The 26,424-nt window shown below is 35.8% G+C and carries 31 protein-coding genes; 19 read left to right on the top strand and 12 right to left on the bottom strand.

Annotated elements, in window-relative coordinates:
• Nucleotides 1–97: 97 nt before the first annotated feature.
• The 3 genes from PHX18_00255 to PHX18_00245 all read right to left on the bottom strand — a co-directional run bounded on the left by PHX18_00255 (nucleotide 98) and on the right by PHX18_00245 (nucleotide 1,834).
• Nucleotides 98–1,303, bottom strand: coding sequence for a phosphoglycerate kinase (locus tag PHX18_00255; protein ID MDD3593039.1), 1,206 nt, complete (start codon nucleotides 1,301–1,303; stop codon nucleotides 98–100).
• A 155-nt stretch (nucleotides 1,304–1,458) separates the two neighbouring features.
• On the bottom strand, nucleotides 1,459–1,605 hold the full coding sequence (locus PHX18_00250) for a hypothetical protein (protein MDD3593038.1): 147 nt from the start codon (nucleotides 1,603–1,605) through the stop codon (nucleotides 1,459–1,461).
• Between the two features lie 16 nt (nucleotides 1,606–1,621).
• Nucleotides 1,622–1,834 (bottom strand): hypothetical protein, encoded by a 213-nt coding sequence (locus PHX18_00245; protein MDD3593037.1) that lies wholly within the window; start codon nucleotides 1,832–1,834, stop codon nucleotides 1,622–1,624.
• A gap of 378 nt (nucleotides 1,835–2,212) precedes the next feature.
• Between PHX18_00245 and PHX18_00240 the strand changes: the two genes are divergently transcribed.
• A complete protein-coding gene (locus PHX18_00240; GenBank protein ID MDD3593036.1) occupies nucleotides 2,213–2,416 on the top strand; it encodes a hypothetical protein in 204 nt (67 codons plus the stop codon).
• A gap of 11 nt (nucleotides 2,417–2,427) precedes the next feature.
• On the opposite strand, the gene PHX18_00235 is transcribed toward PHX18_00240, so the two are convergent.
• The gene (locus PHX18_00235) at nucleotides 2,428–3,393 is read right to left on the bottom strand and encodes a hypothetical protein (protein MDD3593035.1); all 966 of its coding nucleotides are present in this window, start codon (nucleotides 3,391–3,393) and stop codon (nucleotides 2,428–2,430) included.
• A 109-nt stretch (nucleotides 3,394–3,502) separates the two neighbouring features.
• Between PHX18_00235 and PHX18_00230 the strand changes: the two genes are divergently transcribed.
• Entirely contained in the window at nucleotides 3,503–5,251 is a 1,749-nt protein-coding gene (locus tag PHX18_00230) for a hypothetical protein (protein MDD3593034.1), read from the top strand.
• A gap of 12 nt (nucleotides 5,252–5,263) precedes the next feature.
• On the opposite strand, the gene PHX18_00225 is transcribed toward PHX18_00230, so the two are convergent.
• Together PHX18_00225 and PHX18_00220 are read right to left on the bottom strand one after the other, a co-directional pair.
• The gene (locus tag PHX18_00225; protein ID MDD3593033.1) at nucleotides 5,264–5,815 is read right to left on the bottom strand and encodes a hypothetical protein; all 552 of its coding nucleotides are present in this window, start codon (nucleotides 5,813–5,815) and stop codon (nucleotides 5,264–5,266) included.
• Nucleotides 5,816–6,040: 225 nt separating this feature from the next.
• Nucleotides 6,041–6,592, bottom strand: a complete 552-nt coding sequence (locus PHX18_00220) for a hypothetical protein (GenBank protein MDD3593032.1) — start codon at nucleotides 6,590–6,592, stop codon at nucleotides 6,041–6,043.
• 183 nt (nucleotides 6,593–6,775) lie between these two features.
• Between PHX18_00220 and PHX18_00215 the strand changes: the two genes are divergently transcribed.
• The 10 genes from PHX18_00215 (at nucleotide 6,776) to PHX18_00170 (ending at nucleotide 13,928) form a co-directional block, all read left to right on the top strand.
• The gene (locus tag PHX18_00215; protein MDD3593031.1) at nucleotides 6,776–7,138 is read left to right on the top strand and encodes a hypothetical protein; all 363 of its coding nucleotides are present in this window, start codon (nucleotides 6,776–6,778) and stop codon (nucleotides 7,136–7,138) included.
• Entirely contained in the window at nucleotides 7,135–8,403 is a 1,269-nt protein-coding gene (locus tag PHX18_00210) for a PBSX family phage terminase large subunit (protein ID MDD3593030.1), read from the top strand. The genes PHX18_00215 and PHX18_00210 overlap by 4 nt, the downstream gene beginning before the upstream one ends.
• A 306-nt stretch (nucleotides 8,404–8,709) precedes the next feature.
• Nucleotides 8,710–9,210, top strand: coding sequence for a hypothetical protein (locus tag PHX18_00205; protein ID MDD3593029.1), 501 nt, complete (start codon nucleotides 8,710–8,712; stop codon nucleotides 9,208–9,210).
• An 81-nt stretch (nucleotides 9,211–9,291) separates the two neighbouring features.
• On the top strand, nucleotides 9,292–11,034 hold the full coding sequence (locus tag PHX18_00200) for a hypothetical protein (protein MDD3593028.1): 1,743 nt from the start codon (nucleotides 9,292–9,294) through the stop codon (nucleotides 11,032–11,034).
• A complete protein-coding gene (locus PHX18_00195; GenBank protein ID MDD3593027.1) occupies nucleotides 11,006–11,161 on the top strand; it encodes a hypothetical protein in 156 nt (51 codons plus the stop codon). The genes PHX18_00200 and PHX18_00195 overlap by 29 nt, the downstream gene beginning before the upstream one ends.
• Nucleotides 11,162–11,261: 100 nt before the next feature.
• Nucleotides 11,262–11,912, top strand: coding sequence for a phage tail protein (locus PHX18_00190; GenBank protein ID MDD3593026.1), 651 nt, complete (start codon nucleotides 11,262–11,264; stop codon nucleotides 11,910–11,912).
• A gap of 10 nt (nucleotides 11,913–11,922) precedes the next feature.
• Nucleotides 11,923–12,285 (top strand): hypothetical protein, encoded by a 363-nt coding sequence (locus tag PHX18_00185; GenBank protein ID MDD3593025.1) that lies wholly within the window; start codon nucleotides 11,923–11,925, stop codon nucleotides 12,283–12,285.
• The gene (locus PHX18_00180) at nucleotides 12,273–13,019 is read left to right on the top strand and encodes a hypothetical protein (protein MDD3593024.1); all 747 of its coding nucleotides are present in this window, start codon (nucleotides 12,273–12,275) and stop codon (nucleotides 13,017–13,019) included. Before PHX18_00185 ends, PHX18_00180 begins: the two co-directional genes overlap by 13 nt.
• Nucleotides 13,019–13,534 (top strand): hypothetical protein, encoded by a 516-nt coding sequence (locus PHX18_00175; protein ID MDD3593023.1) that lies wholly within the window; start codon nucleotides 13,019–13,021, stop codon nucleotides 13,532–13,534. The genes PHX18_00180 and PHX18_00175 overlap by 1 nt, the downstream gene beginning before the upstream one ends.
• Nucleotides 13,527–13,928, top strand: coding sequence for a DUF1353 domain-containing protein (locus PHX18_00170; GenBank protein MDD3593022.1), 402 nt, complete (start codon nucleotides 13,527–13,529; stop codon nucleotides 13,926–13,928). The genes PHX18_00175 and PHX18_00170 overlap by 8 nt, the downstream gene beginning before the upstream one ends.
• A 59-nt stretch (nucleotides 13,929–13,987) precedes the next feature.
• On the opposite strand, the gene PHX18_00165 is transcribed toward PHX18_00170, so the two are convergent.
• Both PHX18_00165 and PHX18_00160 read right to left on the bottom strand, forming a co-directional pair.
• Complete coding sequence (locus tag PHX18_00165; GenBank protein MDD3593021.1) at nucleotides 13,988–15,154, bottom strand: MFS transporter; 1,167 nt, start codon at nucleotides 15,152–15,154, stop codon at nucleotides 13,988–13,990.
• A 62-nt stretch (nucleotides 15,155–15,216) separates the two neighbouring features.
• Nucleotides 15,217–16,554 carry an MATE family efflux transporter gene (locus tag PHX18_00160; protein ID MDD3593020.1) on the bottom strand — a complete coding sequence of 446 codons (1,338 nt, stop codon included), beginning with the start codon at nucleotides 16,552–16,554 and terminating at the stop codon, nucleotides 15,217–15,219.
• A 115-nt stretch (nucleotides 16,555–16,669) separates the two neighbouring features.
• Between PHX18_00160 and PHX18_00155 the strand changes: the two genes are divergently transcribed.
• The 5 genes from PHX18_00155 to PHX18_00135 all read left to right on the top strand — a co-directional run bounded on the left by PHX18_00155 (nucleotide 16,670) and on the right by PHX18_00135 (nucleotide 20,362).
• The gene (locus PHX18_00155) at nucleotides 16,670–17,032 is read left to right on the top strand and encodes a hypothetical protein (protein MDD3593019.1); all 363 of its coding nucleotides are present in this window, start codon (nucleotides 16,670–16,672) and stop codon (nucleotides 17,030–17,032) included.
• Nucleotides 17,032–17,676 (top strand): hypothetical protein, encoded by a 645-nt coding sequence (locus tag PHX18_00150; protein MDD3593018.1) that lies wholly within the window; start codon nucleotides 17,032–17,034, stop codon nucleotides 17,674–17,676. Before PHX18_00155 ends, PHX18_00150 begins: the two co-directional genes overlap by 1 nt.
• Entirely contained in the window at nucleotides 17,676–19,214 is a 1,539-nt protein-coding gene (locus tag PHX18_00145) for a hypothetical protein (GenBank protein ID MDD3593017.1), read from the top strand. Before PHX18_00150 ends, PHX18_00145 begins: the two co-directional genes overlap by 1 nt.
• A gap of 22 nt (nucleotides 19,215–19,236) precedes the next feature.
• Nucleotides 19,237–19,722 (top strand): hypothetical protein, encoded by a 486-nt coding sequence (locus PHX18_00140; GenBank protein ID MDD3593016.1) that lies wholly within the window; start codon nucleotides 19,237–19,239, stop codon nucleotides 19,720–19,722.
• 64 nt (nucleotides 19,723–19,786) lie between these two features.
• On the top strand, nucleotides 19,787–20,362 hold the full coding sequence (locus PHX18_00135) for an SIS domain-containing protein (protein MDD3593015.1): 576 nt from the start codon (nucleotides 19,787–19,789) through the stop codon (nucleotides 20,360–20,362).
• A gap of 38 nt (nucleotides 20,363–20,400) precedes the next feature.
• Here the strand turns inward: PHX18_00135 and PHX18_00130 are convergent, their stop codons facing one another.
• Nucleotides 20,401–21,417 carry a hypothetical protein gene (locus tag PHX18_00130; protein ID MDD3593014.1) on the bottom strand — a complete coding sequence of 339 codons (1,017 nt, stop codon included), beginning with the start codon at nucleotides 21,415–21,417 and terminating at the stop codon, nucleotides 20,401–20,403.
• 145 nt (nucleotides 21,418–21,562) lie between these two features.
• On the opposite strand from PHX18_00130, the gene PHX18_00125 reads away from it, so the two are divergent.
• The gene (locus tag PHX18_00125; GenBank protein ID MDD3593013.1) at nucleotides 21,563–22,384 is read left to right on the top strand and encodes a glycosyltransferase family 2 protein; all 822 of its coding nucleotides are present in this window, start codon (nucleotides 21,563–21,565) and stop codon (nucleotides 22,382–22,384) included.
• A gap of 1 nt (nucleotide 22,385) precedes the next feature.
• Here PHX18_00125 and PHX18_00120 read toward each other — a convergent pair whose 3' ends face one another.
• Genes PHX18_00120 through PHX18_00110 form a run of 3 tightly spaced genes read right to left on the bottom strand, consistent with a single transcriptional unit; the run spans nucleotide 22,386 to nucleotide 25,395 of the window.
• On the bottom strand, nucleotides 22,386–23,228 hold the full coding sequence (locus tag PHX18_00120; GenBank protein ID MDD3593012.1) for a hypothetical protein: 843 nt from the start codon (nucleotides 23,226–23,228) through the stop codon (nucleotides 22,386–22,388).
• 9 nt (nucleotides 23,229–23,237) lie between these two features.
• Entirely contained in the window at nucleotides 23,238–23,951 is a 714-nt protein-coding gene (locus PHX18_00115) for a M48 family metallopeptidase (protein MDD3593011.1), read from the bottom strand.
• A gap of 49 nt (nucleotides 23,952–24,000) precedes the next feature.
• Nucleotides 24,001–25,395: a phosphoglucomutase/phosphomannomutase family protein gene (locus PHX18_00110; protein MDD3593010.1), complete on the bottom strand. Its 1,395-nt coding sequence runs from the start codon at nucleotides 25,393–25,395 to the stop codon at nucleotides 24,001–24,003.
• A gap of 165 nt (nucleotides 25,396–25,560) precedes the next feature.
• On the opposite strand from PHX18_00110, the gene pheA reads away from it, so the two are divergent.
• Nucleotides 25,561–26,418, top strand: a complete 858-nt coding sequence (pheA, locus tag PHX18_00105) for a prephenate dehydratase (protein MDD3593009.1) — start codon at nucleotides 25,561–25,563, stop codon at nucleotides 26,416–26,418.
• The last annotated feature ends 6 nt before the right edge of the window (nucleotides 26,419–26,424 follow it).

Here is a 26,424-nt window from a genome sequence, read left to right as displayed (position 1 = left end):
CATTCTTATGTTCTTATAGTATGTTTCCCGATTAAAATAAATAACAAAATGCCTGATAATTATATCAGGCATTTTGTGTATTAAAGTTTTTTAAAGATTATTTGTCATCCAGCGCAGCTACACCCGGTAGAACCTTGCCTTCAATAAATTCTAAGCTTGCTCCGCCGCCTGTTGAAATATGAGTGAATAAACTTTCATCCATTGCATATTTTTTTACTGCCGCAACAGTATCACCACCGCCAAGTACGCTGACAGCTCCTATTTTGGTTGCTTCTGCTACAGCTTGTGCTACGGATTTTGTTCCTTCTGTGAATTTATCGTTTTCAAATGCTCCTACAGGTCCGTTCCAAAGGATTGTTTTAGAGTTTTTGATTACTTCGGCAAATTCTTTGCGGGTTTCAGGTCCTGCATCTACCCCTTCAAATCCGTCGGGAATTTCTGTTACATCGGTGAATTTGTTTTCGCCGTTGCCTGAAAAATCGTTTGTTATTAATACGTCTTTTGCCATAATGATTTTGACGCCTTTTTCTGCAGCTTTCTTTTCAATGGCTTTGGCTACATCCATTTGGTCGTCTTCGCAAATAGAATTTCCTATTTTCCCTCCGTTGGCTTTTACAAACGTATAAGCCATTCCGCCGCCGATAATAAGGTTATCTACTTTGTCTACCAGGTTTTCCAGTACACCTATTTTTGTTGAAACTTTTGCTCCGCCTACGATTGCCGTAAATGGTCTTATCGGATTATCAAGCGCTTTGCCAAGTGAAGCCAGTTCTTTTTCCATTAATAAGCCTGATACTGCAGGCTTTAAGATTTTTGCAATTTTTGCTGTTGAAGAGTGGTTTCTGTGAGCTGCGCCAAACGCATCGTTTACATAAAAATCACCCGATTCCGCAAGTTCTTTTGCGAAAGTCATATCATCGTCTTTTGCTTCTTCGGCTTTGTAAAATCTGATGTTTTCTAAAAGTGCAACTTCGCCGTCTTTTAATTCTGAAAGTTTTGATTTTACTTCCTCGCCAACGCAGTCGTTTAAAAACATTACAGGTTCACCTAAAAGTTCCGCAAGTCTTTTTGCTACAGGAGCAAGCGAAAATTCAGGGTTCTTTTCTCCTTTTGGTCTGCCAAGGTGTGCCATAAGGATAATCTTCGCGCCTTTTTCTTTTAGTAGTTTTATTGTCGGTAAAATTGCCCTGATTCTTGTGTCGTCAGATACAACTTTGTCTTCTGTCAGAGGGGTGTTCATATCTACTCTTACAAGAGCACGTTTTCCTTTAATATTGTCTAAATCACGGATTGATTTTTTCATTTTTCTCTCCTGTTTTAACTTTCTTACATATTTAATTTTATATAAAACAAAAAAATATGTCATTGGAAAGATTAAACTAATGGCAGAGTATGCTTTTTAACAGTAAAAAAGACCCTTTGCAAAGAGTCTTTTTTGAAAAAATTTTTATTTTTTAGTTAACCTTGGAATGCGCTAATTACACTGGGGGCATTTTCTGCCTGATTGTTGATACCTTCTATCATTCCGATTGTGTGAATCATCATCAGGAACAATGTTAGTATTCCGCTTATCAAAAATTTTTCTCTTATGAAATGAGAGTTCATAGTCATATTCCTTTTGTTATGCTACTGCTGAGAAACTTGATCCTGATGCTCCGCCTGCGCCGGCATTGTTTCCAAATGCTATCGCTCCTGTGGTTTCTGTGCTTTTACCTCCGAATATCGGGGTATTGTTTTTTAAATGTGCCAATGCGCCTGTAGTTTCTGTTGTTTTCTTTTTAACATCCGGGTTGGTGTTTGCTGCTAAAGCAGGGGTAAAGAAATTAACTTGCATGATGGATACTCCTTATTACATATTGCTCTTCTTATTTATTATTTATTGGGGTCTGTACTTATATAAAGGGGAATTTTTAGGGCGGATTTCAATTTTTGCAGAAAAGTTTACAAAAGTTAATGCTCTATTTGGAGAATTTTTTGTAACCTTGTATTATAGTTATAACGTTAATTTTACGTTTCTGTAACGGGAAACCTTTTTTGGCTATCCGCTATAGGAGTATCAATTTAAAATTGAGAAGCAGTGGGATATAACTGTGCTTTTATAAGGCTTTAAGCTTTGTAACAGAATATTTGATGTTTTCGCTCTAAAAAGGCAATTATTTTAGGGCGATTTTTTTTATAAATATAAGAGATATTTTGAGCCAAGAGGAAAATTATGAACGAAAAAGAATTAAATGCTATTTTTGGAATCATTCCGGATCCTGAAAAGAATTATATTAATATCAGCGATAGAAAAGTGTTAATTGAAGTAGAACGCATTGTTCGTGTTTTCCAGTTAGTTGAAGCTCAAAACATTGAATTTAAAGGCGATGCAGTAGTTAACTATTCTAATCTGGACTTGATTCCCTGTGAGAATTAAACTTCAATAATTTAAACTGTTCTATAGGCATGCGCATAGTTGGTTTTTTCTTTGAAACCTATTCTGCGGTAGCTGTGGATTGCGGGGTAATTGTTAGTATCACATGTCGCATTTATCAGTTTTGTGGTAATGGCGCCGTCTTGTACAGCCTTGAGAGTTAAAAGCGTGGATTGCTTCAACATGAACAATCCCAGTCCTTTGTGGTTGTGAGCTCTGTCAATTACAAAAATCGGGATGTTTGCAATATCAGGCGTTGTGAGGTTTACAAAACAAAAGCCTATCGGGGTATTTTCATACCTTACAACTGTCGTAAGTTCGGGGATGAAGGTGCCAAGGTCGCCTTCTGTTATGCTTTTTAGTACCGCTATTGAACCTTCAAGGGTTTGAAATCTGGGGTCAAATTTGGCATCGTTTAGCTTGGAAAATCTTTCGTAAATTATTTTAGCGGCAGCGTCAAAATATTCCTTACGCCACATATCCGCGTTATATGGGCTTTGGGGAATAGAGGCTTTTGATTTTCCTAAAATCATCCTTTGTATGCTGTTGAAAAACTCTAATTCAAATATGCATTCGCCTATTAACCTGAAATCTAAATGTACGATGTCTTCTATAAAATCGGCTTGTTTTCCGAGCATGGGGTAGCTGATAGTTCTTCCCGGGCATATGGATTTTAAATCATTGATTAGTTGTGAGGTAAGGGCTTTTTTGATGTCTATTTTGTTTGGGGTTTCGTCGCAATAGATAAGGTTGATTTCGATGGCATCGTTTAAACAGTCCGAATAAATTAAAAATGCTGAGATGTTGTTTTCTTGATAAAAGTATCCTTTTATAAGTTGCTGCTCTAATGCCAATATGAATTGGTCAAAGTTTAAAGGTTCTATTTCAAAGGCGTAGTCTTTAACAGCTTCGGTGCAGAATTTTTCGTAGGCGGTTTTTATGTTTTCGATGTTGTTCAGTGTTATAGGGTTAATATTCATTTTGGTCTCTCAATACTTTACCGGATTATTATATCAATTTTTGGAGATGAAGTACAAGATTAAGTGAGAGGGTTATAAAGGTTAAATAAAACAGAAAGCGAGGTATGACGTGAATCAAAAGTTAGTACATGTGGATTCTTACGTAAAAAGGGATGGAACAGAAGTCAGGGAACATTGGCGCGGGCGGGGACCTTCGTCCGAGGGTAGTTATCCCGAAGAAGGGGGAATGGCGGAATCTCGGTTTGCGCCCGAGGAAACTGACCCCGATGAGGTTATTGATAAATTATTTCCGCCTGAATTGGCAGAGTTAATCAAGGCGATTTTTCCGGGTGACCCTGTATACGCTCTTCCCGGGGATAGAGAATATCCTCCTGCTCCGTCAGGAAGAAATGCGCAAGGTTCGTTTAATGGCGCTTCCATATTAGAAGGAGAAATTTCTGTGGATGTGATTCCTTGGGGAGAGATATTAGGTTCATTGGGCGACGCTTTTGGCGAGGGTTTGGGTGATATTCTCGGCGTTGCAACAGCTGCTTTGTCAAAGGCATATCAAGTTAAACAAAAACTTGATGAGTTGAACGCAAGTAATGTATCAAACGTGGATTTTACCCGTACTCATAATGCATTAAAGAAAGTAACTTTTGATATGGATGCGGCGCAAGATGCAGTTCGTATTGAGAAGGAAAAAACTCTGGAGAAGCTTGTTCAAACAAAAAATCAGGACGAGTACAAGAAAATGTACAACAAATATATGCTGCAGCGGGATTTGTATCGCAAGAATGAAGGTGTTTTGCGAGGAGTAAAGACCGGGGTTAATAACAGGGATTATGAGATGGTTTCAAGAGAGCTTTCCGATTATGAGGAGAATTTGCGTGATTTTGTTCAAAAATCTGTAAAGACAGCGGGGGTTGATGTTCCTAAAATGAGCAAAAATAATCCCGTGCCGTTTAAAATGAATGCTAATGCGCCGAATTATAAGCCTGTTGGCAACATTAAAAATGTTAATGATTTTCAAAATGTGCAGCAAGAAGCAATTCCAACCGAGCTGCCGCATCAAAACCAGGTTATGAACTACAATTATGAGTCTGTGCCGAAGAATTCTTTTGACATTCATGATAAGAACCGTGAATATGCGCGTTTGGCGGATTTTGCCGGTGGTTATGCAAAGCAAGGTCAACTTGCTGTCGGGCAGATTACACCTGATGGCTGGGTGGTCAGAGATGCCGTACATGATAAAGCAAGTAATTTTAAGATGGTTGTTTATGAAAAAGGTGATGAGATAGTTATTGACTACGTAGGAACCGATTTTTTAAATGCTCCTGATCACGGGGCGAACTTGAAGGCGTTTTTTACGGGTAGGAGCCAACAAATAACTCAGGCTATAGCACATTGTTATGATGTTAAGAAGGCATATCCGGATAAAAAAATTACTGTTATAGGGCATTCTGAAGGCGGAACAGAAGCTATAAACGCAGGTTTGCGTAATAACCTCAATGTTATAACATACGGTGCATTGGGCGTTGGGAAAATATCAATCCCTGATAGTTATACAGGAACTATTATTAATTATATCACTCCTAATGATATAGTACCTAAGTTAAAGCCTAATATCGGAACTACTTATGTTGTAGAGCCTAATCAGCATTGGGTTAAAAGATATACACCTTTAGGGATACCTGATGCTCATAGGTTATTGTTTGGTTACAATGATTTAAGAAATCCGATTTTGGTTGAGGATTATTTGAGAAGGTATTTGCCTGTTCATTATAGAAATACTATATTCACACCTGCTGAAAGAGAAATTCTTATAGAAACTTGGAGGCAAGAGGGGTTAAAAAATATAAGAGATGCTGAATATTAAATAGAGTTACCCCTAGGGCATCATGTCTTTTAAATGAGGAAAGTGCATTTGCGGGGTAGGTGCCGTGGGATTTTTGATTTTAGAGTTCTTCCCTATATGCATAGATATAGTACCTCTTGATGAGAATACATCTCCATCATCGTGATAATCCATTTTAATAACATTTTCAGTGCTTTTGTATAAAAATATATCTACTCTAATATTTTGGTCCTCTATTTCTTTTGGGAAAGGCTTGGGCGAGTTTTTTTTTAGCATGTCAATAACGTAAATAACGTCTTTGTCAGTAGGCTTGAATGACCAGAGAAGCTGGATATCTGATATAGAAGCATCTCTGTTGAGGACATATAATATTTCGGTTCCTGAACCCACAGGGAGTCCGAGCTTTTTGGGTTCAAAGGCGTCAAAAAGCTGTTTGGAATAAGATTCAAAATACTCGTAAGCGACTTTGTTTTCAGGTGCTCTGAAGGTCTTTAACGTGATGTTATCAAACGAAACAGCGAAAACAGCGCCTGCCATAAGGGTGATGGATAAGAATATGAAAATTAGTTTGTAAAGAAAATTCATATGATTATATTACACTAATATGGCAGGTTGTGCAAGATAGCGGGGAGTTGTAACGATGGGCGCGGGATAGACCCTGACATAAAGTCAGGGTGACAGTAGGGGTGAAACTGTTGCCTTGCTTTTGCTCGCAAAGACGGAGTGGCAGGAGAGCAGAGGGGATATTGCTATTAGATAGGGCGGGGTTTTCCCGCTCTATCTAATAGCATTTACGAAAAGTTGGAAAGGCTAGTCCCATAATAGTTTACTCTGCGGAAAGTTCTTTTCCGGCGTGGGCGCTGCAGGATTTTTGCTTTTTGGATTTTTTCCGATATGGATAGATATATTTCCTTTGGAAGATCTGTAGTCCCCCCCATGTTGATAATCCAGTTTAATAATATTTTCAGTACTGTTATATAAAAAGATATTTACTTTGATATTTTGGTCTTCTATTTCTTTAGGGAAGGGTTTGGGCGGGTTTTTTTTCAAAAAATCAGATCCGTAAATAAAAGGTTTATAAATGGATTTGAATTCCCAAACAGGCTGAATATCTGACAAAGTGCCATCACGATTTATAATATATAATATGTAGGTTCCATAGCCTGCGGGGAGGTCGAGTTTTTTGGGTTCAAAGGCATAAAAAAGCTGTTTGGAATAAGATTCAAAATATTCGTAAGCGACTTTGTTTTCAGGTGCTCTGAAGGTCTTTAACGTGATGTTATCAAACGAAACAGCGAAAACAGCGCCTGCCATAAGGGTGATGGATAAGAATATGAAAATTAGTTTGTAAAGAAAATTCATATGATTATATTACACTAATATGGCAGGTTGTGCAAGATAGCGGGGAGTTGTAATGATGGGATAGACAAGGTTTTGAGTTCTGTTTGTAATTTATTTGTGGGTTGGAGTAGGGAACTTGAGGCTTGCAAAGCAAGCCTCTTTTTATGCCATGGTAAGTTTTGGTTGAATATGGGGAGATTTGGGATGATTAATTGGAATGAGATTTATACTAAATATCTGCAAGGGGCGGCTCCTAAAGATTTGGCTGTTGAATACGGTGTTGAAGCCAAAAAAATCAGCGCTAAAGTAAGTTATGAAAAATGGAAAGAAAAGAAAATTAAAATTAAAGATAAAATTATTGATTCTATTGAAAAGAAAATTGAAAAATTAACGCAAAGTGCGTTTGATGAGCTTGAAAAAATATTGAATAGCGAGGATGCCGCTCATACTAACAAAATTCAGGCAGCTAAGGCTATTATTGATGTTTCCGGCTTGAAAAAAGATAAAAAAGAATTGAGTGCCAGTTTGAGTTACGAGGTATATATTAATAGGGAAAGTGTGAAGTGAGAATAGATTTTTCTTGGCAATTTGGTGAAAAATTAGCTCCCGTTTTTGATTTTAAGGGTAGATATATAGTGCTTAAAGGCGGTAGAGCTTCGGGGAAATCGCATTTTGTTGCCAGAAAAACGCTTGAAGACAGGCTTTATAAAAAACGTGATTTGCTCTGTGTCAGAGAATTTCAGGCTAATTTGGAACAATCTAATTACAAATTATACAGAATTTTGATTGAAAAACATAACCTGCCATTTAAAATCTATTCCGATTTTTTTAGAAGCGAACTTACAAAAAGCGAGATAGTTTTCAGGGGAATGAATGATTTGACCGCTGACGGTATAAAATCATACGAGGGGTTTGCCGATGCATGGATTGAAGAGGCACAAAAATTTACGCTGAATAGTTTTAAAAAACTTGACCCGACCATCAGGCAAGAAGACAGCCAAATATTTATCACAATGAACCCGGAATTTCCTAAAGACCCTGTTTTGAGTGAGATTGAAAAATCATATAAAGAAGATGCTTTGATTTTGCATGTGAATTATTTTGATAATCCTTTTTGTCCCGAGCCTATGAAAAAAATGGCGGAGCTGACAAAAATTAACAGACCCGGGGATTATAAGCATATTTGGCTGGGTAAACCCAGAGATGCGGCGCAAAATAATGTTGTTAAAAATTTTAGCAGTGAGAATATTGTTGATATTAACTATATAGATGATGCTGTTTTGCATATTTCCTGTGATTTTAACGTTGACCCTATGTGCTGGGTTATTGCACATAAAACCGATGATAAAGTGTTTTTCTTTGATGAAATTGTTGTGGAAAATACAACAACCGTTGATTGTGTGGATGAATTTTATCGAAGATATCCTAACCATAAGGCGCAAATTATTATTAACGGTGATGCATCGGGGGATAACCGTTCTTGTACAAGTGAATACACTAACTATGTTTTGATTAAAAACAGGCTTAGGGATTGGGGTTATACGGATGTGGAGTTTCGTCTGAAGCACTTTAATCCGCCTGTTAAAAACAGGATTGCGTCATGGAATGAAAAAATTAAAACACTTGAGGGTAAACGCGAAATTTTGATTTCGCCTAAGTGCAAGTGGCTTATATATAATTGTGAAAATCTTAAATATAAAGAAGGTTCCAGTAAAATTGATGTACCGACTTTTCATCAAATTAAACAGAATAAAGAACTCAAATTTTTGTCCCATTCTTTTGATGCGGCAAGTTATCTGGTGGATTTTTATTTTGGTATTAAATTGAAATAAAAACATGAGGCTAATTTCTTCATTGCTTCTTCTCTTTGTTATCAAGCCGTTTTTTTAAAACGGCTTGATTTTTTTTAATCTTATTTGATTAAGGCTTATCAGAGCAGGATTTTCAGGTTGTGTGTAAAGTTTTGTAAATAAAATAGGAAAAATTGCAATTCTGTATTGAGTATATACTTTATATATATGTAAGCAGTGAACAATCAAAGAATTTTATAAACCTTCCCTAAAACCTTCCCTTTCCCTAATTTTGCTCCCCTAAACCGGGAGTTTTTTTTTGAGATTTAAGTATGTTAAAATAATGGGATGAAATTAAAAAATTTATTAATCATAATAGTTATAATAGCTTTGGGTGTTTTTTTGATAGTTGCAAAAAGTTCTAATAAGGATACCGTCATTAACTTTGAGCATGATGATATTACCGAAGAAGATTTGCTTTTGTATAATTATTTGCTGGAGCAGGAAGGTCATTTGTATATTGACGGGGAAGGCAATATTTTTAATGCCGCATTGCAAGACACAAAGGCTGTGGTGTTTGATTTGAATGGTGATTCTGTTCCGGAGTTGTTGGGGTATAATACTTCCACTGTGTATTGCGGCGGCGGTGCGCAGGGGTGTGCTTTATATATTTTGCAACTTAAAGATGGTAAATGGGTCAATATTAATAATGGTGGGTTTTTCCCGCAGATGGGGCTTGTTGCTCTGCATAAAAAAGAAAACGGGTATAAAAAAATTATTGTTCCGCGTTTGCTTGGAAAAAACGGGCTGTTGGTTTTCAACGGTAAAATTTATGATTTTGTAAAATAATTTGTTATTTATTAATTAAAAAACAGGGGTCGGCTTAAATAGACGGCCTCAATTCTTAGTGTTAATTAAACAGGAGGAAAGATGAGTAAAGGTAAGAAAAAGGACATGGCGCTTGAGAATTTGGCGCAGGAAAATCTTGAAACAGACAAGGAAGAAGTTGATTTAAGGCTTGATTATTTGAGAGATAAGATAGCTTTTATGTTTGAGGAGCTTGATAGTGCGAGGGCTAAACAAAAAGAGGACATTAAGTCTTTAGAAAATGCTGTTTTTTTAAAAGATAATGATAAATTTCAAATGCCTGATTTGTTTGAACTTTATCAAACTTTTAAATCTCATATTTGGGAAAATTTGTATTCGAACTTGGAATCTTTGTTTGATGTGAAAGGTTTAAATCAGCAAAGTGAACAAAATGCTCTTATTCAAAAACGTAATTTAATGAGATATTTTGAGAGCAGCAGGCTTGTTTCCACACTTGATAAAGCTATTGATTTTTTAATAAGAAAATCTGAAGCCGTTGTTTTTGTCGGTTGGAGAACCGAGGAAAAATTTGTACGCAGGGAAGTGGAAAAGCCTGTTGCGGGTATTGACGCTCAGACTTCTTTGAAAACAAAGAAAGTTATTGAAGTACAGCCTAAAAAAGTTTATGAAGGGCTTGATATTAAAGCTATTGACCCTGAAAATCTGGTGTTTGATACTGAAAACAAAAAATATTTTATCTATCAGACTTTTATTACTCCTGAGCAGCTTGATTGTATCAATGATTTTAATTTACTTGATGAAGCTGCAAAGACAATGCTTAAACATCTTATACATGAAAAAGACAGGAAAACTTCTAAGGGTGTTATTGATGATAAGATTGAGCTTTTGGAGTATTGGGGGGATATTGTTCTTCAAGATGGCACTGTTTTGCGCAATCAGGTTGTGGTTCTTGCCGCAAGGGAATTTATTATAAGGCTGGAGGATAATCCTTTTGTGATTAATCCTTTTGTTGTGATGAATATAGTTGAAGACCCTGATACAAAAAGGGGGTTCTTGTATCTGAAAACAGCTTTGCCTATGAAAGAAAAGGCTCAACAGATTTTTGTAAACCAGCTGAGAGCTTTGGAATTTGTTACAAATCCTGCTTATTTGGCGCCGAAAGGGGCTTTTAGCTCTCCGGAACAAAAAATTGACCCGGGTAAAATTGTGGAATATGAACCTGCGCTTATGCCTCAAACTCCTATGCCTTTGAATATGACAGGCGCTTTGCAAGGCTGGGAGTTTTTGACCTATTTAAAGTCAATTGAAGAAACTACAACGGGGATTTTCAAAAACTTTGCAGGGTTACCAAATTCCACCCAGCGCAGCGCTACAGAAGTTCAATTCAGCGCAGGAGGGCAAAATGCCAGATTGGCTATGATTATTGATTGTATTAATCAGGATTTGGTTATTCCTATTGTTGAAAAATCTGCCGATTTGATTGCTAATCTGGTTTTTGAAGATGAAAATATTTTTGTTCAGATTGATAATAGTAAACAAACTCTTGCTATAAATCAAAATGTTAGAAACGGTGAATATAAGTATATTTATGGCGACAGAAATGCTATTCAGGTGCGAAAATTCAAGGCTAAAGAAATGTTTGATGCCTGTGCTAATCTGTTCAAAATATTTCCTGAACTTAAAAATACGGTTAATGCTAATGAAGTAATGAAATTTTTGCTTGAGCAGTATGGGTTTGATAATTTTGAAAGGTTTAAAGTAAATGAATTACCTAAAACAGCTGACTTCTCACCAAATTTACCTTTTAGATCAGGTTATGAAAACCAAAGAATGGGCGGTTTTTAAACAATATGTGAAAGAACTCGCTTTTTCTTACCTTAACAGCGTTGAATCTAAGGATTTTTTGCGTGGTATGCGTTTTGCTATAGATAAATTTGAAGATGATATTTCTAAAAAAATGAACAATCTCTGATATTTCTTTGCGGCATGGCTTTGGAATATGCCTTTTTCTTTTATCAGGGCTTAACGCCAGAGTGGGCGTTTTTTGTGTTACTTAAATATGGGAGAAAATTATGTCGATTGACTATAATGAGTTTCAGGCGGGGCAGGGAGTGAGCGCTTCGGCTATGAACCAAAATTTTTCAAAAACAAATGATGCTGTAAATGCATTGGAAGTGAGTATTAATACCAATGTTTCAATGTTAAATACCAATATATCTTTAAAAGCCGATAAAAACGGCTCGGTATCAGAAGCTTTCAACGTGGCTAATGCTACAGAAACTTCTCATTCCGTGAATTTGAGTTTGTTAAAACAGTATGTACCCGCAGGAACTGTGATTTGGAGCGCCAGAAGTTCTGCGCCAAGCGGTTGGCTGATTTGTAACGGGGCAGCTGTTTCACGTACGACTTATGCTGATTTGTTTACTGCCATAGGTACTGCTTTTGGCAATGGTGACGGCTCTACAACGTTTAATCTGCCGTTATTAACCGACCAAAGGTTTATCAGAGGATGGACTTCCTCGGGTGCCAGCGGCAATGCCGTTAATACTATATTACCTGCTCACTCCCATACTTTGGGCACCCTGACTATGGCTGTTCCCGGTACATATATTGGAGAGGGGAGCGCATTAGTAGGGATGACAACTAATACTACATCAACAACAGGATGGGGTGGGGATTGTTTTCCTAAGTATTTACAATTAGTTCCATGTATTAAATATTAAGGGGGAAATTATGATTAAAATTAAAATCGGCGAGCAAAAGCCAATTAATTATTCTATCAGAGAAAAAACTACGGGTCTGCCCGTGAGTTTGGTTGGAAGCACCATTATTTTTCAATTAAAAGAAACCGAAAATCAGTTAAGTGATTTTTTGCTGGAAAAAATTATTACGGAAATTTCTGATCCTTATGATACCGGTTTGATTTACAGCCCTTCTGAAGGTCGTTTTAGTGTGTTTATAAAATCTGAAGATACTATAAGCCTTAATATAAATAAGGATTATTACTATACAATCTGGAAGATACAAGGTCAGAACAAAGAAGTTATATCCGCCAGCGGGTTAAAAGTTGAGGAGTTTAAAGTATGTCCGGCATAGAAATAATTAATCAGGATTATGTCCTTGTACTTGAAAAGGCTGAATATGTAATTAATGTTCAAAGTTTTTCTGTAAGTGATTATAAAGCTTTGTCTAATAAGCCTTCTATTAATAATGTTATGCTGGAAGGAAATATTTCAAGTGCAGATTTAGGCTTGGTTCCGGCATCCGATTTTTCTTTAAAAGAGGATATTGCTAATAAAATTGTAAGCCTTTCTGCTTCTGCTGATGATATTCAATATCCTTCCGCAAAATGTGTTTATGATAATTTACATTTGAAAGCTGATAATGATTTGTCTAACCTGTCCACAGAAGGGCAAGCGGTTATTACTGCTAAAGCTAATGTTGACTTATCTAATCTGTCAACAGAAGGGCAAGCGGTTATTGACAATAAAGCTAGTGTTGACTTATCTAATCTGTCAACTGCGGGAAAAGCAAGTCTGGCTGATATGGTTATGCCAAGTTATGTAAATGCTGTATCTAAATCAGTTAATACCTTACATACAGCAGATAAAGCAGGATTATTAAAAATTCATGGTTTTCACGGAGGCGTAGCTGCTGATGTAAAATTATATATTGATGGCGTGGAAGTATTTATATTTGTCGAAAATAGTACAAGTAGTAATTGGTACGATAATGCTTCTTACCTGATAGGCAAAAATTCAACTTATCAATTAACTGTTACATCGGGTTCAGGCATAATAAGGTTTATACCATTAAAAGGAGTTGCATAATGACTATTTATTTTGATGAAAACAAAAAAGCTTACGGAGATAAAATACCAAACCATATCACATCTGTTGCCGATGAGGTTTGGGATGTTTTTTGTACACAACCTGCGGGTATAACTTGGGATATTATTGATGGTGAGTTTGTGGATTTAAGACAATCGCCTGAATATCTAAAACAAAAGCGTTTACAAGAGGTTGAGCAGGAGCTTATTACTCTTGATAGAGAATATATTATAAAGCTTGACACACCTGTTACTTATACAAATGGGTTTGCTTATAAACCTAAATACGCTCAAGATACCTATATTTCGCTCTTAAGCGCAGGACAGATGATACCTGATATGTTCCCCATGAAAATTTGGGATAGCAGCGAACTGCAAGAACGTGCCGTTGAAATGTCTTTAAGCGAATTAACTAATCTGACCATATTTTTGGCAGGGGTTCAGCAAGGGTATTTTAACGAGCGAAAACAAGCAAAAGCTATTCTGCAAAAGGAAAAAGAGGGGTTAAATGTATAATTCTTTTAATAAAAGACCCGTGATTGTTGTTAATCCTGAAAACAAAGAAAAACCTTTTATTTTAAAGAACGATATTTATTATTTGTCTTCTTATTTCGGCGACGGGCAATCCTACGGAATTGCCGTAAATAAGGGCTATAATTGGAACGGGGCAAATATACCCCGTTTTTTATGGCGGTTAGTGGGGTCGCAGTACGACCCCGCTTTTTTGCCCGCTTCTATGGTGCATGATTGGCTTTGTGAAAATAAAGACTTCATTATAAAAGACGGTGCCAAAATCAGCAGTGATATTTTCAGGGATATTTTGATTTTATACGGTGTAAACAGATTGAAGGCTTGTTTTATGGCAGGGGCTGTGAGCGCTTTTCAGCGGATTTCGGGAGGGTGGAATTGAGCATAGCCAATAAACCTGAAATTTAAGACCATCAACATAGAGAGTTTGGAGGTAAAGGTTTATTCACCGATTTTATTTGGGATATATTTCGTAAAATATGCGAAAACTGCGGGGAAAATTGCTACTGTGATAAGAATATTGATTATTCCTATTTGTTGGGCTAAAGCGCCGACCAGCGACATTGCAATCCCTACTATTCCCCAGCTGAAGCCGCCTATTAACCCTGAAGTAAGGCTTTTATAATCAGGCATTACCTGATGGGCAAGTATCATATTTATCGGCACGCTTAACATTGAAAAAAAGCCTATTATTATGAAGGTTAAATATGAGATTAACGGAATGCTTTGATAGGTTATTGCAAAAATAACGGATAACGGCAATATAGACAATAAGGAACCGTTAATAACTTTACGGGTGCCGAATCTTTTTTCAAGTTTTGGGCTTGTCATTGTGCCTAAGGCTCCTGCTATCAAATACAAAGATAATAGTATACCTATATGAGATGCGCTGTACCCTATGCTTTTCCATAGAAATGGCAATAATATGCACAAAGATTGGGTTGTAAGTGATTTGGAAATGGAAAAACACAGCAGAACTTTCATTGGTTTGCTTGAAAATATATCTCTTATTGCTTTTTTGAAAATGATTTTGGGGGTTGTAATCGGAATATGGGATATTTTAGGGACAAATTTTATTATTGCAAAAGCACATAACAGACCCGGCAGTGAGGTATAGATAAGGGCTTTTTCGCTGAAACAATCATGTATTAATGATGAAATTATGGGTCCTGCTGCAAATCCTATAGTTCCTGCCGCCAAAAAAGCACTCATGTTTTTGGTTAAGGTTTCGGGTTTTGAAAACAGGTTAATGAAGCTTGTTGCCTGAGGATGGAAAAAACCGTTACCTACGCTTCCTAAAATAAGGCATATGGCTAAAACAAAAATGCTTGGGGCTATACCTATCATTGGAATAAAGATTGAAGTAATCAGCATTCCCCAAAATATGAAAAACCTTTTTCTACAGTTGTCTGATATAAACCCAAAAATCGGTTGTAACATTGAAGAACATAAGTGAGATAAGCCTATTATCAATGTTGTAATTGCTAATGACATGCCAAGATGGGCTGCTATAAATGGCATTATAGGGTTTACGAAACCGGAATATGTATCAACTGCAAAGTGTGATACCCATAGGGTTTTCTCTGCCTTTTTGTTCTCTTCTATCATCTCTGTCTAATGAAATCTCTTACTGTATATATTCTATTACTTAAAAATTTAAAATACCAGTATTAAAAGTCATATTTATACTGCAATTTTTTTATTTTATAAATTAAAATACCGGTTGCTACCATGCCGGCTGCAAAAAGTGCGATGGCAAGTCCGAGCCAAAAACCTGTAAGGACTATATTAAATTTAAATGCCAGTATGCAGCCGATGGGAATTCCAAGCACCAGATAAGAAAGACACATTGTCAGCATTATTGCTTTGGTCTCTTTGAGCCCTTTTAAAGCCCCTGCGCTTGCGCATTGAAGCCCGTCAAACAAAAGGAAACAGCATACTATACTTATAACGGGGATTGCTGTTGTTACTATGGTTTTATCGGGAGTAAACAAACCGAGAATTTGCGATGGGAAAACCGAACACAAAATTATCATTGTTGTCATATAACCAAGTATCAAAATAATTCCTGCTATTGTGTAGCGTTTAACGTTGGTTATGTTTTTTTCGCCGTTAGAAAATCCTACTTTTATTGAGATAGCATTGGAAATGGCTAAAGGTATCATATATATCATTCCCGTGATTGTTATTATTACATTGTGGGTTGCGGCAAGAAGGGCAGAAAATGTACCCAGCAGCACGGCGGTTGTGTTAAATCCTAAAAATTCAAAAAATAAAGCAAATGACATAGGTAAGCCTACTTTTAATAGGTCTTTTATATAATGATTATACTTTCTTGTGCTGAATTTTATGAGCGGCAAACAATATATCAGCAAAATTATGCCTATAAGGCTTCTGACTATCAATGCCGCGTATGCCAGCCCTGCTATGCCAAGTGAAGGGATACCTAAACCTCCGAATACAAAAATTATACATAAAATTAAATTCAGGAAGATTGCTATTATAGATAATGCATTAGGGAATACTACTATTTCGTAAGCTTGCAGAAATTCTTTGAGCGCATTGAATAAAATTCCGCCGAAAATAGAAAAATTCGTTATTTTCAAATAGGTTATAACATATGGGGCTATACCTTCAGCCAAGCCTATTTTAGGTATTAAAAATGTTACTATGCTTAAAAGTATAAAAAAGAATAAGCTTACTATTTGTGAATATACAATGGTTGACAGAAGAAGTTTTTTTGTCGGTTTTTTTGCTCCGCGTAAATTTGATATGACAGGGGAGATGCTTGAAGTTAAGCCTATAGCCCCTATTAAAAATGTCATAAAAATTGCTGTGGCAAGGCTTATCCCGGCTAAAGTAAATGTTGAATGGTACGCAGCTATTATTACATCTACGGTACCTATAAGAATATGTCCCAAATTACCTGCGATTATTGGCAGCGATAAGGATATTAGTGATGTGAAGTATGTTTTATATTCTTGAAATATTGCTTTTATTGCACTCATTCTTTGAATTTAGCATAAAAGCATTGCTTTTATAAGCGTTGAACTTTTAAATCGGCGCTTGAGAGGTTTAACACTTTAAGCCTCATTTTTGTATTACTTAATATAGGAGAAAATTATGAGTTCCAAAAACAACAAAAGTCTTGAGGAAAGGCTGCTTACACCTATGGAAATTGACGAGAAAATTTCTGAATTAAAAAAACAAAAGCTGGGCATGTTGGTTAAAAATATTGGCAAGACCGAAACAAAGTGTATTTCTGACTTTGATAAAGTGGCTTCCGGAGATGTGTTTGATTATTCGACGTTTTATGAGGTATCTGATATTAAAAATAATACGGTTTACTATTTGAATGGTCCTCAAATTGCTGCACTGTTTGGCTTAAATGATGAGTACAAAAAACAGTTTATGCAAAAAAAGACTAACGGGCAGGCTCAATTGGATGATAAGTTAATAAGTTTTTATTGCAGGGAGTATGTATAATGAATTTACTTGAAATTATGAATAAAACTCTTGTAGAGTTGAATTATAAAGAAATAACGGATTTTGATATTGATATTAAAAAGCCTGATAATAAAAGACTGCTTGATGTTATTAACAGGTTAAACAAAGATATTTGCATATTAAGCGATGATTTTTATTTCAGACAAAAAGTAAAAGAAATCGAATTGACTAATGACAGGTTTGAGTATTCTCCAAATATAAGCGGACATATTTCTAAAATTATTGCCGGAACTCAGGAGTATAAGTTTGAATCTGATTATTCTTTGTTCTATAAAAATACTGCCCCTGCTTATTCTTTTGGTTCTTTTGGGACAAAATTGCTTATTGCGCCGACAAACGCAGTAGCTAAAGTTTTTTATATTACTGATTTGTTTGTAGAAGATGCTACAGGAGAGCTTAAAAGCGATTTTAAAGAAGCTGATGATAAAAGTATTATTCCTGAAAATTTTGTAGAAAAGCTGTTTATTAACGGTGCGGCTTTCAACTTTAAACAAAATACTACTCATCCTAAATATAATCATTGGAAGATGAATTTTGATTCTTCTGTAGGGAAATTGACAGGCAATGCAAAATTATTTGCCGGAAATCACATAATTATTAACGGAGGTTTTAAAAAGTTATAATGGCTAAATTTAGAAGTTTTCAATATTATAATTTTAGCGGGGGGCTTGATTTTAAAAGTTCGCCGCCTTTAGTTGCACAGGATGAGAAAAAATGTTCCTGGTCTGACGGATTCAATGTTGAACTTTTAAAAGGCGGCGGTATTGTTAAGATGAAAGGCTCACAGCTTTACGCTGTTTTGCCTGAGAGTCTTTCTGATGAAATTATCGGCGGTTTTGAAGGGGAAAACGAGGGCAATTCTTTTTTAGTTGTGGTAACTAAAAATGGTAAATTTTTATATTATAATAATGAGGAGTTTATAGTTAAAAAAGCTGATTTAACTCCGGAGACAAAGCCTAATTTTAAGAAATTTTTAAATGGGGTTTTTGTTTCTAACGGTATTGATGACCCGTTTTTGTTTATACCCGGCTCCTCTCAGGAAATTTATCAGGCTAATGCCACTACGGCAGGTAATCACCAAATTAGAGGTCAGGCCGTTGAAATCTATAAAGGAAGGATTTTTATAGGTGATGGGGCTGCTCTGTATTACAGTGCTTTGGGAAAGTTTAATGATTGGACCTCTGCTAATGATGCGGGAGTTATTAATAATTTTCATAATGATACCAGCCCTATTACGGCATTATGCTGCTATAAAGATACGCTTATTATTCATAAAGCACAGCAGACTTTTGTATTAACAGGGAATTCTCCCGGTAATTTTACTATTGAGCCGTTTTCAAATTTGGGCTCCGTAAGTCCGTTTGCTACAAATGCTTCCCATGGTATTCAGGTCTTTTTTAATAACGGAATTTATCCTTTTACGGTTAATGAACTGGGACAAATTATTCAGGAATCCGCACTTTCCGGGATTATAAAGAATAAACTTCAGGACTTTGTTAATTATGCTAATCGCGAAGCCATGCTTTTGAATTATTACGATAAATCCCAGCTGTGGTGCTTTTTATATCGTTCTAATAAAAAGTATTTTGATACAATTCTGATATACGATTATGTTAACAAAGCCTGGTTTCAGAGGATTGCGCCTTATGAAATTGTTGCTGCATGGGAATATGAAGGACAGATTTTATGTTCACTTAGAGATGGGCGTATTGTTAAAGAAGCTGTCGGTTCCAGTTTTTTAGGCGAACCGGTTACTTTTTCGTGGTCCAGTCCATTTTTTCACTTTGGCAATATTAATATAAATAAAACGATTGAAAATCTTTATTTGATACTTGCTATGGATGAAGATAACAACTTTAACTGTCAGGTTAAAAAGAATTATTCGGATTATGAAATTGAGGATAATTCTGCTTTTTCTCATTTGGAATCTAATACTTTAGTGTTTTATGATGACCATGGACAAAAAGGTCAAGGTGTCTTGGACGATGATGATGTTGCTTATGGTTACGTAACTATGACCACAGATAAGGTAATCGATTTTTCGTCAGTTATCAGCGGAAGTAATAAATCTGTTCAGCTGCAGTTCTTTGGGGATAAATTATATCATTCGTTGGCTCTTTTAGGAGTAGAGTTCTGTGATGTGTTTTTTGATGAAAGATAGCAGATGGTTGCAAGGGTAGTTTATGATTCAGTTGATTGAGGTGAAAAACCTGTCCGTGGCTTTTTATGAGCTATTGGCTCTGCTTGTTTTTTATTCCGAAATTATTTTTTCTTCATATCAAAATCCTGTTGCCTTCTTTTTGGACGGGTTCTTGAACAAAAAAAATATTCCCATTGCAGCTTATTCTATTACTCAAAATTCTAAAGAGTACTTTGGGTTTGTGGTTTTGTGTGATTTTAAAAAAATTTCCGATAAAAATTTTACCTGTTCTTTTTATGGCGGGGCTAAAAGAGGCTTTGCTCTTCAGATAGAGCAAAGCCTCTTATTTATTCTTGATGATTTAAAACTTAAAGGCTGTAAGGGGGTGTGGATTGAAACAAAAAAAAATAATCGTCCTATGAGGCATTTGGCGCAAAGGCTTGGATTTAGGAAAGTAGGTGAAAAATTCGCCGCAGGGATGGAAAAAGGAAATCTTGTTTCCAATATTATTTATGAAAAAGTGCTTTAAATGAACTATGTTTTTGTATAAAATTTGCTGTATAATTGTTTTGTGGTTCTGTTTACGAGGATTTATGAAAGATTTTATCCGGCAATATATACAAGAAGCTGTTGATGTAAAATGTCAGATGCTTGCTGATGAAGCACTTTTACATAATATAGAAAATATTGTCAATGTTATTGTTACAGCTTATAAATCAGGCAAGAAAGTGCTTTTCGCAGGTAATGGCGGCTCTGCTGCCGATTCACAACATTTGGCATGTGAGCTTGTTTCTAAATTCAGAAAAAATAGAAAGGCTTTGTGTGCATTTGCCCTTACGGTTAATACTTCTATTTTGACTGCTGTTGCCAATGATTTTGAATTTAATAATATTTTTTCAAGACAAATAAACGCTTGTGGCGCTAAGGGCGATGTTTTCTTCGCTATTTCTACCTCGGGTTCTTCCGGGAATATTATTGAGGCTGTTGTAGAAGCAAAAAAAACAGGGCTTATAGTCGTTGCCTTAACAGGCAGCGCGCAATCCGATTTAGATAATTTGTGTGATTTTGTTATTAAGGTTCCTTCTTTTGAAACTTCTGTTGTCCAAGAGGCGCATATTATGATTGGACATATTATTTGTGCGTTAGTAGAAGAAAAAGCCGGGTTTTAATAACCGGCTTTTCTTCTACTCCTTTTCAAACTATTTGATTATTGTTGTTGTTGTTTTTGTTCTTCAAGCTGTGCTTGTTGTTTTCTTTCCATCAATTCTTTTTCTTTTTCGATGGTGTAGTTGCTTGCTGTTGCGAATACATTTTTCTTTTCTGTTGTTTTTTCTTGTTGAAGCTTTTCTTCTGCTTCAAGTTTGTTCATTTTAGCTTCGGCAGTTGTTAAAAGAGTTTCTACGCTTCTTTCATAAACTTGAGCTTCTTTTAATGTTTGGGTTACTTGTGCGCTTTCTAAAGAAATTCCGTTATTTACAACCAATTCTTGGTTTAATTCATTTGAGATTTTGTTGAAGTTTGCTTCGGCTTTGTTTAATTTTTGTTCTTGTTCATTTATTTTTTGGTTGTAGTCTTTAGTTGTTTCACTGATTTCTTGATTGATTTTGTTCAAGTTTTCTTTAAGGCTTGCTAATTGGCTTTGTAATGCACTTACCAACGCTTTTGCCGCTGTGTTTTCAGAACCGTCTGCTGCAGGCATTGCTGCTTCTGACTGAGCTGCTGAAAGTTTTCCGCTTACATTTGAAATACTGCTGTTAACACTGCCTTTTTGTCTGCCCAAGTTTGTTAATTGAAGGGATTTTTGTTGCTCAATACCGGATTTTGTTGTTTTAATGCTGTTTACTTCTGTTTGAGCTGCATCTCTTTGTGTGTTTAAACCGGCTATTTTTGCATCTGATTTTGTCAGTTGTGAAAGTAGTGATGCTGATTGTGTTGATAATGAGTCTGATACTGCTTTCGCCTGATCAAGCATGCCTGAATAATTTAAGTATTCACCTTGTGCTGTTTTAAAATTGTTGGAGATTGATGTTAATTGATTTTCTTCTATGTTTTTATCAAGTTCTTTTTCTGTTTTATTAATTAATGCTGATGAAAATGCACCTTCTGCTGCTGATAAATTGATATTTCTTCCTGCACCTGTGAAGGAGAAGGAATTTTCAGTATTTTGAAGGAAGTTTTTTTTGAAATCGAAGCTGATATTTGATATTGAATCTATGGAACCCATTTTTTACTCCTTATTGAATTTATTTACCTTGTATATATAAAGTATATCGGAAGGGGCGGATTTCAGTTTTTGTACTTTTCGTTACAAAAGTTAATCATTGTTGCTAAATCCACTTTTTATCGGCTTTTTGACATATAATGATTGCATGGATATTTCAATTATTATATGCAGCTATAATACATGTACCCTGATAAGAGATTGTTTAAACTCTATATTTGAAAATACTTTGGAAGTTGATTTTGAAGTATCGGTTGTTGATAATAATTCTTCCGATAATACTGTTGCGATGATAAGAGAAGAATTCCCTCAGGTTAAGTTAATAGCCAATACTGAGAATAAAGGTTTTGCTAAAGCTAATAATCAGGCTGCTAAATTGAGCATGGCGGATTATGTCATGTTTTTAAATCCTGATACCAAATTAAGAAACAATGCCGTTAAAATTCTTGTAGATTTTGTGCGCAGTTCTGACGCACCCATTGCGGGAGCGTTGCTTTTTGGAGAGGATGGGAAAAAAACTCATTCTTTCGGGCATTTGCATACAATCAAGAGTTTAATTTGTACACAAACACCCTTGAAGTATTTGTTTAAAAAAGAGAGAATTTTTTACAATTCTTATGAACAAAAATTTTCGCATGAACCTTTTGAGGTTGAGTATATTACAGGTGCTGACCTTGTTATCAAAAGAAATGTTCTTCAGGAATTAGGGTATTTTTCAGAAAAGTTTTTTATGTATTTTGAAGATACACATTTGGGTTTTATGGCAAGAAAATGCGGATATAAGGCTTTTTTGGTTCCGCAGGCTGAGATTTATCATTTTGAAGGTAAGTCTAAATTGCCTAAAAAACAGTTGAAGGCGCTTGAAAGCAAGTTCTTATATTATAAACTTTGCTACGGGATTTTAGGATATTTGCCTGTCTTATTGATGATGCCTAAGTATTTGAAATTTTGGTTTAAGGCTAAAAATTAGGTTATTTATAGTAAATGGTATATGTTTGCCATTTTTGCAATTTGGCATGCCCGCCTCTGATTGGCATAAATAGAAAATATGTGACCACTACTCCTATTCCAAAAAAGATTATACCGCTGTATGCCAGAGGGTATACCCATATTGCACGATTAGCACCTTTTTTGTCCAAAGTTCCTTGTATGTTAATATTAGGATAGTTGTCTATTTTAAAACTTCCTATGTCGATATCTGCCGGGATTCCCATTACTTGATTTGGTGCAATAGTTTCTATCCTGCCTGTTATAAGGGTATTGGCAGGGAGGATTGTACCGTCTTTAAGCGTTATTTTTTCTTTGGTATAGAAGTTAATAAATTGCCCTTCGGCATTTTTCTGTTTGCTTGTTACATATTTTGCAACTTTTATTTTAATCGGGTATTGTTCGATGGAGGTGTAATCATAGACGAGATTAACCTGAGGTATTTCATATTTTTTCTCTTCCAGATATTTTTTTATTTGTTCATCGCTTATAATTACTTCTTGTTTTTTCTCTTTTTTGAAAAAATCGAGAGGAGAGTTGATGAGTTTATTTGTATAATCCGGTTTTTGGATGTTTTCCTTGTTTAAAGATTTTTTGGCGAAGTCATCTTCAACAGGCGTATCTTTGTGCGTTGGTTTTTGTTCTCCGTACTGATTTAGGGATTTTTGGGCAAAATCATCTTCAACGGGTGTAGCTTTAGGTGTTGGTTTTTGTTTGCTGTATGTACTTAGAGAGCTTTCGACAAAGTCATCCTTGATTGGGGCAGCGGCGGTTGCAGGCATGATAAACAACTGAAAACAAACTAATAACAAGATTATTTTTTTCATAATAATGCCCTACTTGTAGTTGGTTTTTTTGTTCGAACCGCTTTGGATGTTTTTTTGTAATCTTCTTCTGTTTTCACTTGAAGTAAGAAGGAAGTTTTGGTAATAAATGTTATCTTTGTACGCATTCTCTGCCAAGAAGTAAGGGTATTTTTTATAAATATATTCATATACTTCTGCTGTGCGTCTTGTTGTAAGAGGGTGCCCCGAGAAAATAGTATCATATCTAAATTGCCCCATTAGTTTTGTCATTAGGACAATGTAAGCAACAGGGTTATAACCGGCTTTTACCATATAATCTATTGAGCGTTTATCTGCTTTGTATTCATACTTTCTGGGTGTAAGTACGTATTTGAGAATATCAAAGCTTCCCCTTAAGATACCGTCATATGAGTCCATTATGTGAGATATTTCATGCCCCAGCACTCCTGCTAATTCATCATCTGAATCACATAGCATTAATGCTCCTCTATAAACTACAACCCGTCTATCGGTACGTATATGTGTTAATGCGTAGGCATTTGCGACTCTTTTAGGATCATAACGAAATATTGCTCTGTTGGTAAGTCCATTTGCATTGAGCAATCTAAATCCGACCCGATTTAGTGTATCGACGTATTGTTTTTCTTTTGTTATATCAATTACATCTATTTCTATTCCAAATGAAGGCGGTGCGCTCAGACACATAAGTAATAATGCTGCGATTATTAGTAAATTCTTTTTCATATTCCACTCCATATTTATGATGCCAAAATTTTAACAAATATAAATCAATTTAACAAGTTCTTTTTATTTCGTTAAAGGCTTGTTCTATAAAATTTTCATCGGGTGATTCAAAGTAGATGCGAAGCAATGGCTCTGTACCTGAAAATCTTATTAAAATCCAGGAATTATTATCGTCCATATAAAATTTGACGCCGTCTTTTTTGCAGGTTTTGGTTACTGCTTTACCTGCAAATGAAGTCGGGGGGGTATTCAAAAATAAATCTAACATTTTTTGCTTTTGCTCTTCGCTTAATTTTAAGTCATAACGTTTGTTTATATAGTTTGTTTTAATAAGTTCTTTTATTTCTTTTTTTAGTTCAAATAAAGGTTTTTGAGCATATGCCATTGCTTCTAAAACAAGCAGGTTCGCAAGTATTCCGTCTTTTTCGGGGATATGCACTCCTATACTTAATCCGCCTGATTCTTCTCCGCCTATTATAGTCGGATTTTCCCTCATAGCCTCACCTACATGTTTGAAACCCACTGCGGTTTCTATAACTTCTATATTATATATTTCTGCCGTTTTATCAAGCATAAGGCTTCCTGCAACGGTTTTTATGAGCTTGCCTTTGGCTTTTTTATACTTTATGAGATGGTTGAGTAAAATCGTCATAACTTCATTCGGAGTTACGTATTCGCCGTTTTCGTCAAATACTCCGTATCTGTCCGCATCTCCGTCATTAGAAAAGCCTACGGCGTTTTGGTTTGAGAGGACAAGTTGTTTTAATTCGCCTAAATATTGTTCTTTAGGCTCCGGCATATGCCCGCCGTACAACGGGTCTGTCCAATTGTGAATGGTGGTTACTTCAATTCCGTTTTTGTTCAATATTGTGTCAAAATATCCTTGGGCTGTAGCATAAAGCGGGTCAAAAATTATTTTTGTTTTTAGTGTTTTGATTTTATCAAAATCTATTAATTCTTCAAGCGCTGCAAAGTAATAATCTTTGGCACAGAAAGTTTGTATTTCATGTTTTTTTCCCGACGGTTGGGGTTCTATACCTATGTTTGCGACGATTTCATCAGTAATAGCGTTCGTAGCGGGTCCTGCATAATCGGGAATATATTTAATTCCGCAGTATTCGGGCGGGTTATGGCTTGCTGTGAACATTATTGCTCCTGCGCTGCACAAGTGTTTTGCGCAGTATGCAATGGCCGGGGTAGGAAGAAAAGCGTTGCTTAAAAGGACTTTGTAACCTAAGGATTGCAGAATTTCGGCTGAGAACTTTGCAAATTTGTCTGCCATAAATCTGGTATCATAGCCGATTAATACAGGTTTATCAGCGCCATATCGGTTTTTTATGTAAATAGCAATGGATTTGGTTATTAATTCTACGTTTTTGAAGGTAAAATCTTCCGCTATTATTGCTCTAAAGCCATCTGTACCAAATTTTATATTATGCGGCATTGTTTACTCCAATTTGTAAAATATTGACAGGGTTGCTTCTTTGCCTGCGTCCACAATGACAATACACTTATTAAATCATAACAGGGGCTGCTTGTACAAGGTAATTTTTATTTTCATAAATTTTTGTGATAAAATAACTTGCAGACAAGGTTCAGCGGTTTTAAAATGGATAACTCCAAAAAGCTTTTATACTTAGGTCCAAGAGGCACTTATTCTGATATTGCAGTTGATGTTGCAAAAAAAATACTTCCTTTTTTGGAGGAATTTGAGCCTGTGCCTGTTTTTAACATTAATGAAATTATTGTTAATGTAGATAAAAATCCTGATTGCGTCGCTGTTGTGCCTGTTGAAAATTCTATTGAAGGCTTGGTGCGCGAAACCGTTGATAAAATAGTTAGAACTGAAAATTATATCAGGGTATTCCAAGAGGTTATAGTTCCTGTCGCCAACTGTTTAATCAGCAACAGCGGCGATATAACCAAAGTCCGCAAGATAATTTCGCACCCGCAGCCTTTGGCTCAATGCAATAACTATATACATTCTTTGGAAAAAAAATTAGGACTTGATATAGAATTAATCCCTTCAACAAGTACATCCAAAGCTATCAGTGAATTAGGTGATTTCGCTGATGACGCTGCCGCTATCGGCAATGAAAAAGCTGCTGCGTTATACGGTAAAAAAATTGTTGAAAAAAACATAAATGATGAGCCTGACAATAAAACAAGATTTCTTTGTATCGGCAGAACCTATCCTTCCGCTTCGGGTAATGACAGAACTTCTATTGCTTTTTCTACATTAAATCAACCGGGGGCGCTGGTTAGTGTTTTAAATGTATTAAAGGATTGTGGGCTTAATATGTCCTGTATCGATTCTCGTCCTTCCAAGAAAAATCTCGGAGAGTACATGTTTTATGTCGATATTGACGGGCATGTTGAAGATGAAAATGTTAAAAATGCTATTGAATTAATTAAGCCTATGACTACTTTTTACAGGCTGATAGGCTCTTACCCGAAATTTCAGTGAGGAAAA

The organism is Candidatus Gastranaerophilales bacterium (genome assembly GCA_028696075.1).
Classification (GTDB): domain Bacteria; phylum Cyanobacteriota; class Vampirovibrionia; order Gastranaerophilales; family JAILCC01; genus JAQVHS01.
The sequence above is the reverse complement of the archived record's forward strand: the minus strand, read 5'-3'. Positions and strand labels throughout refer to the sequence as shown.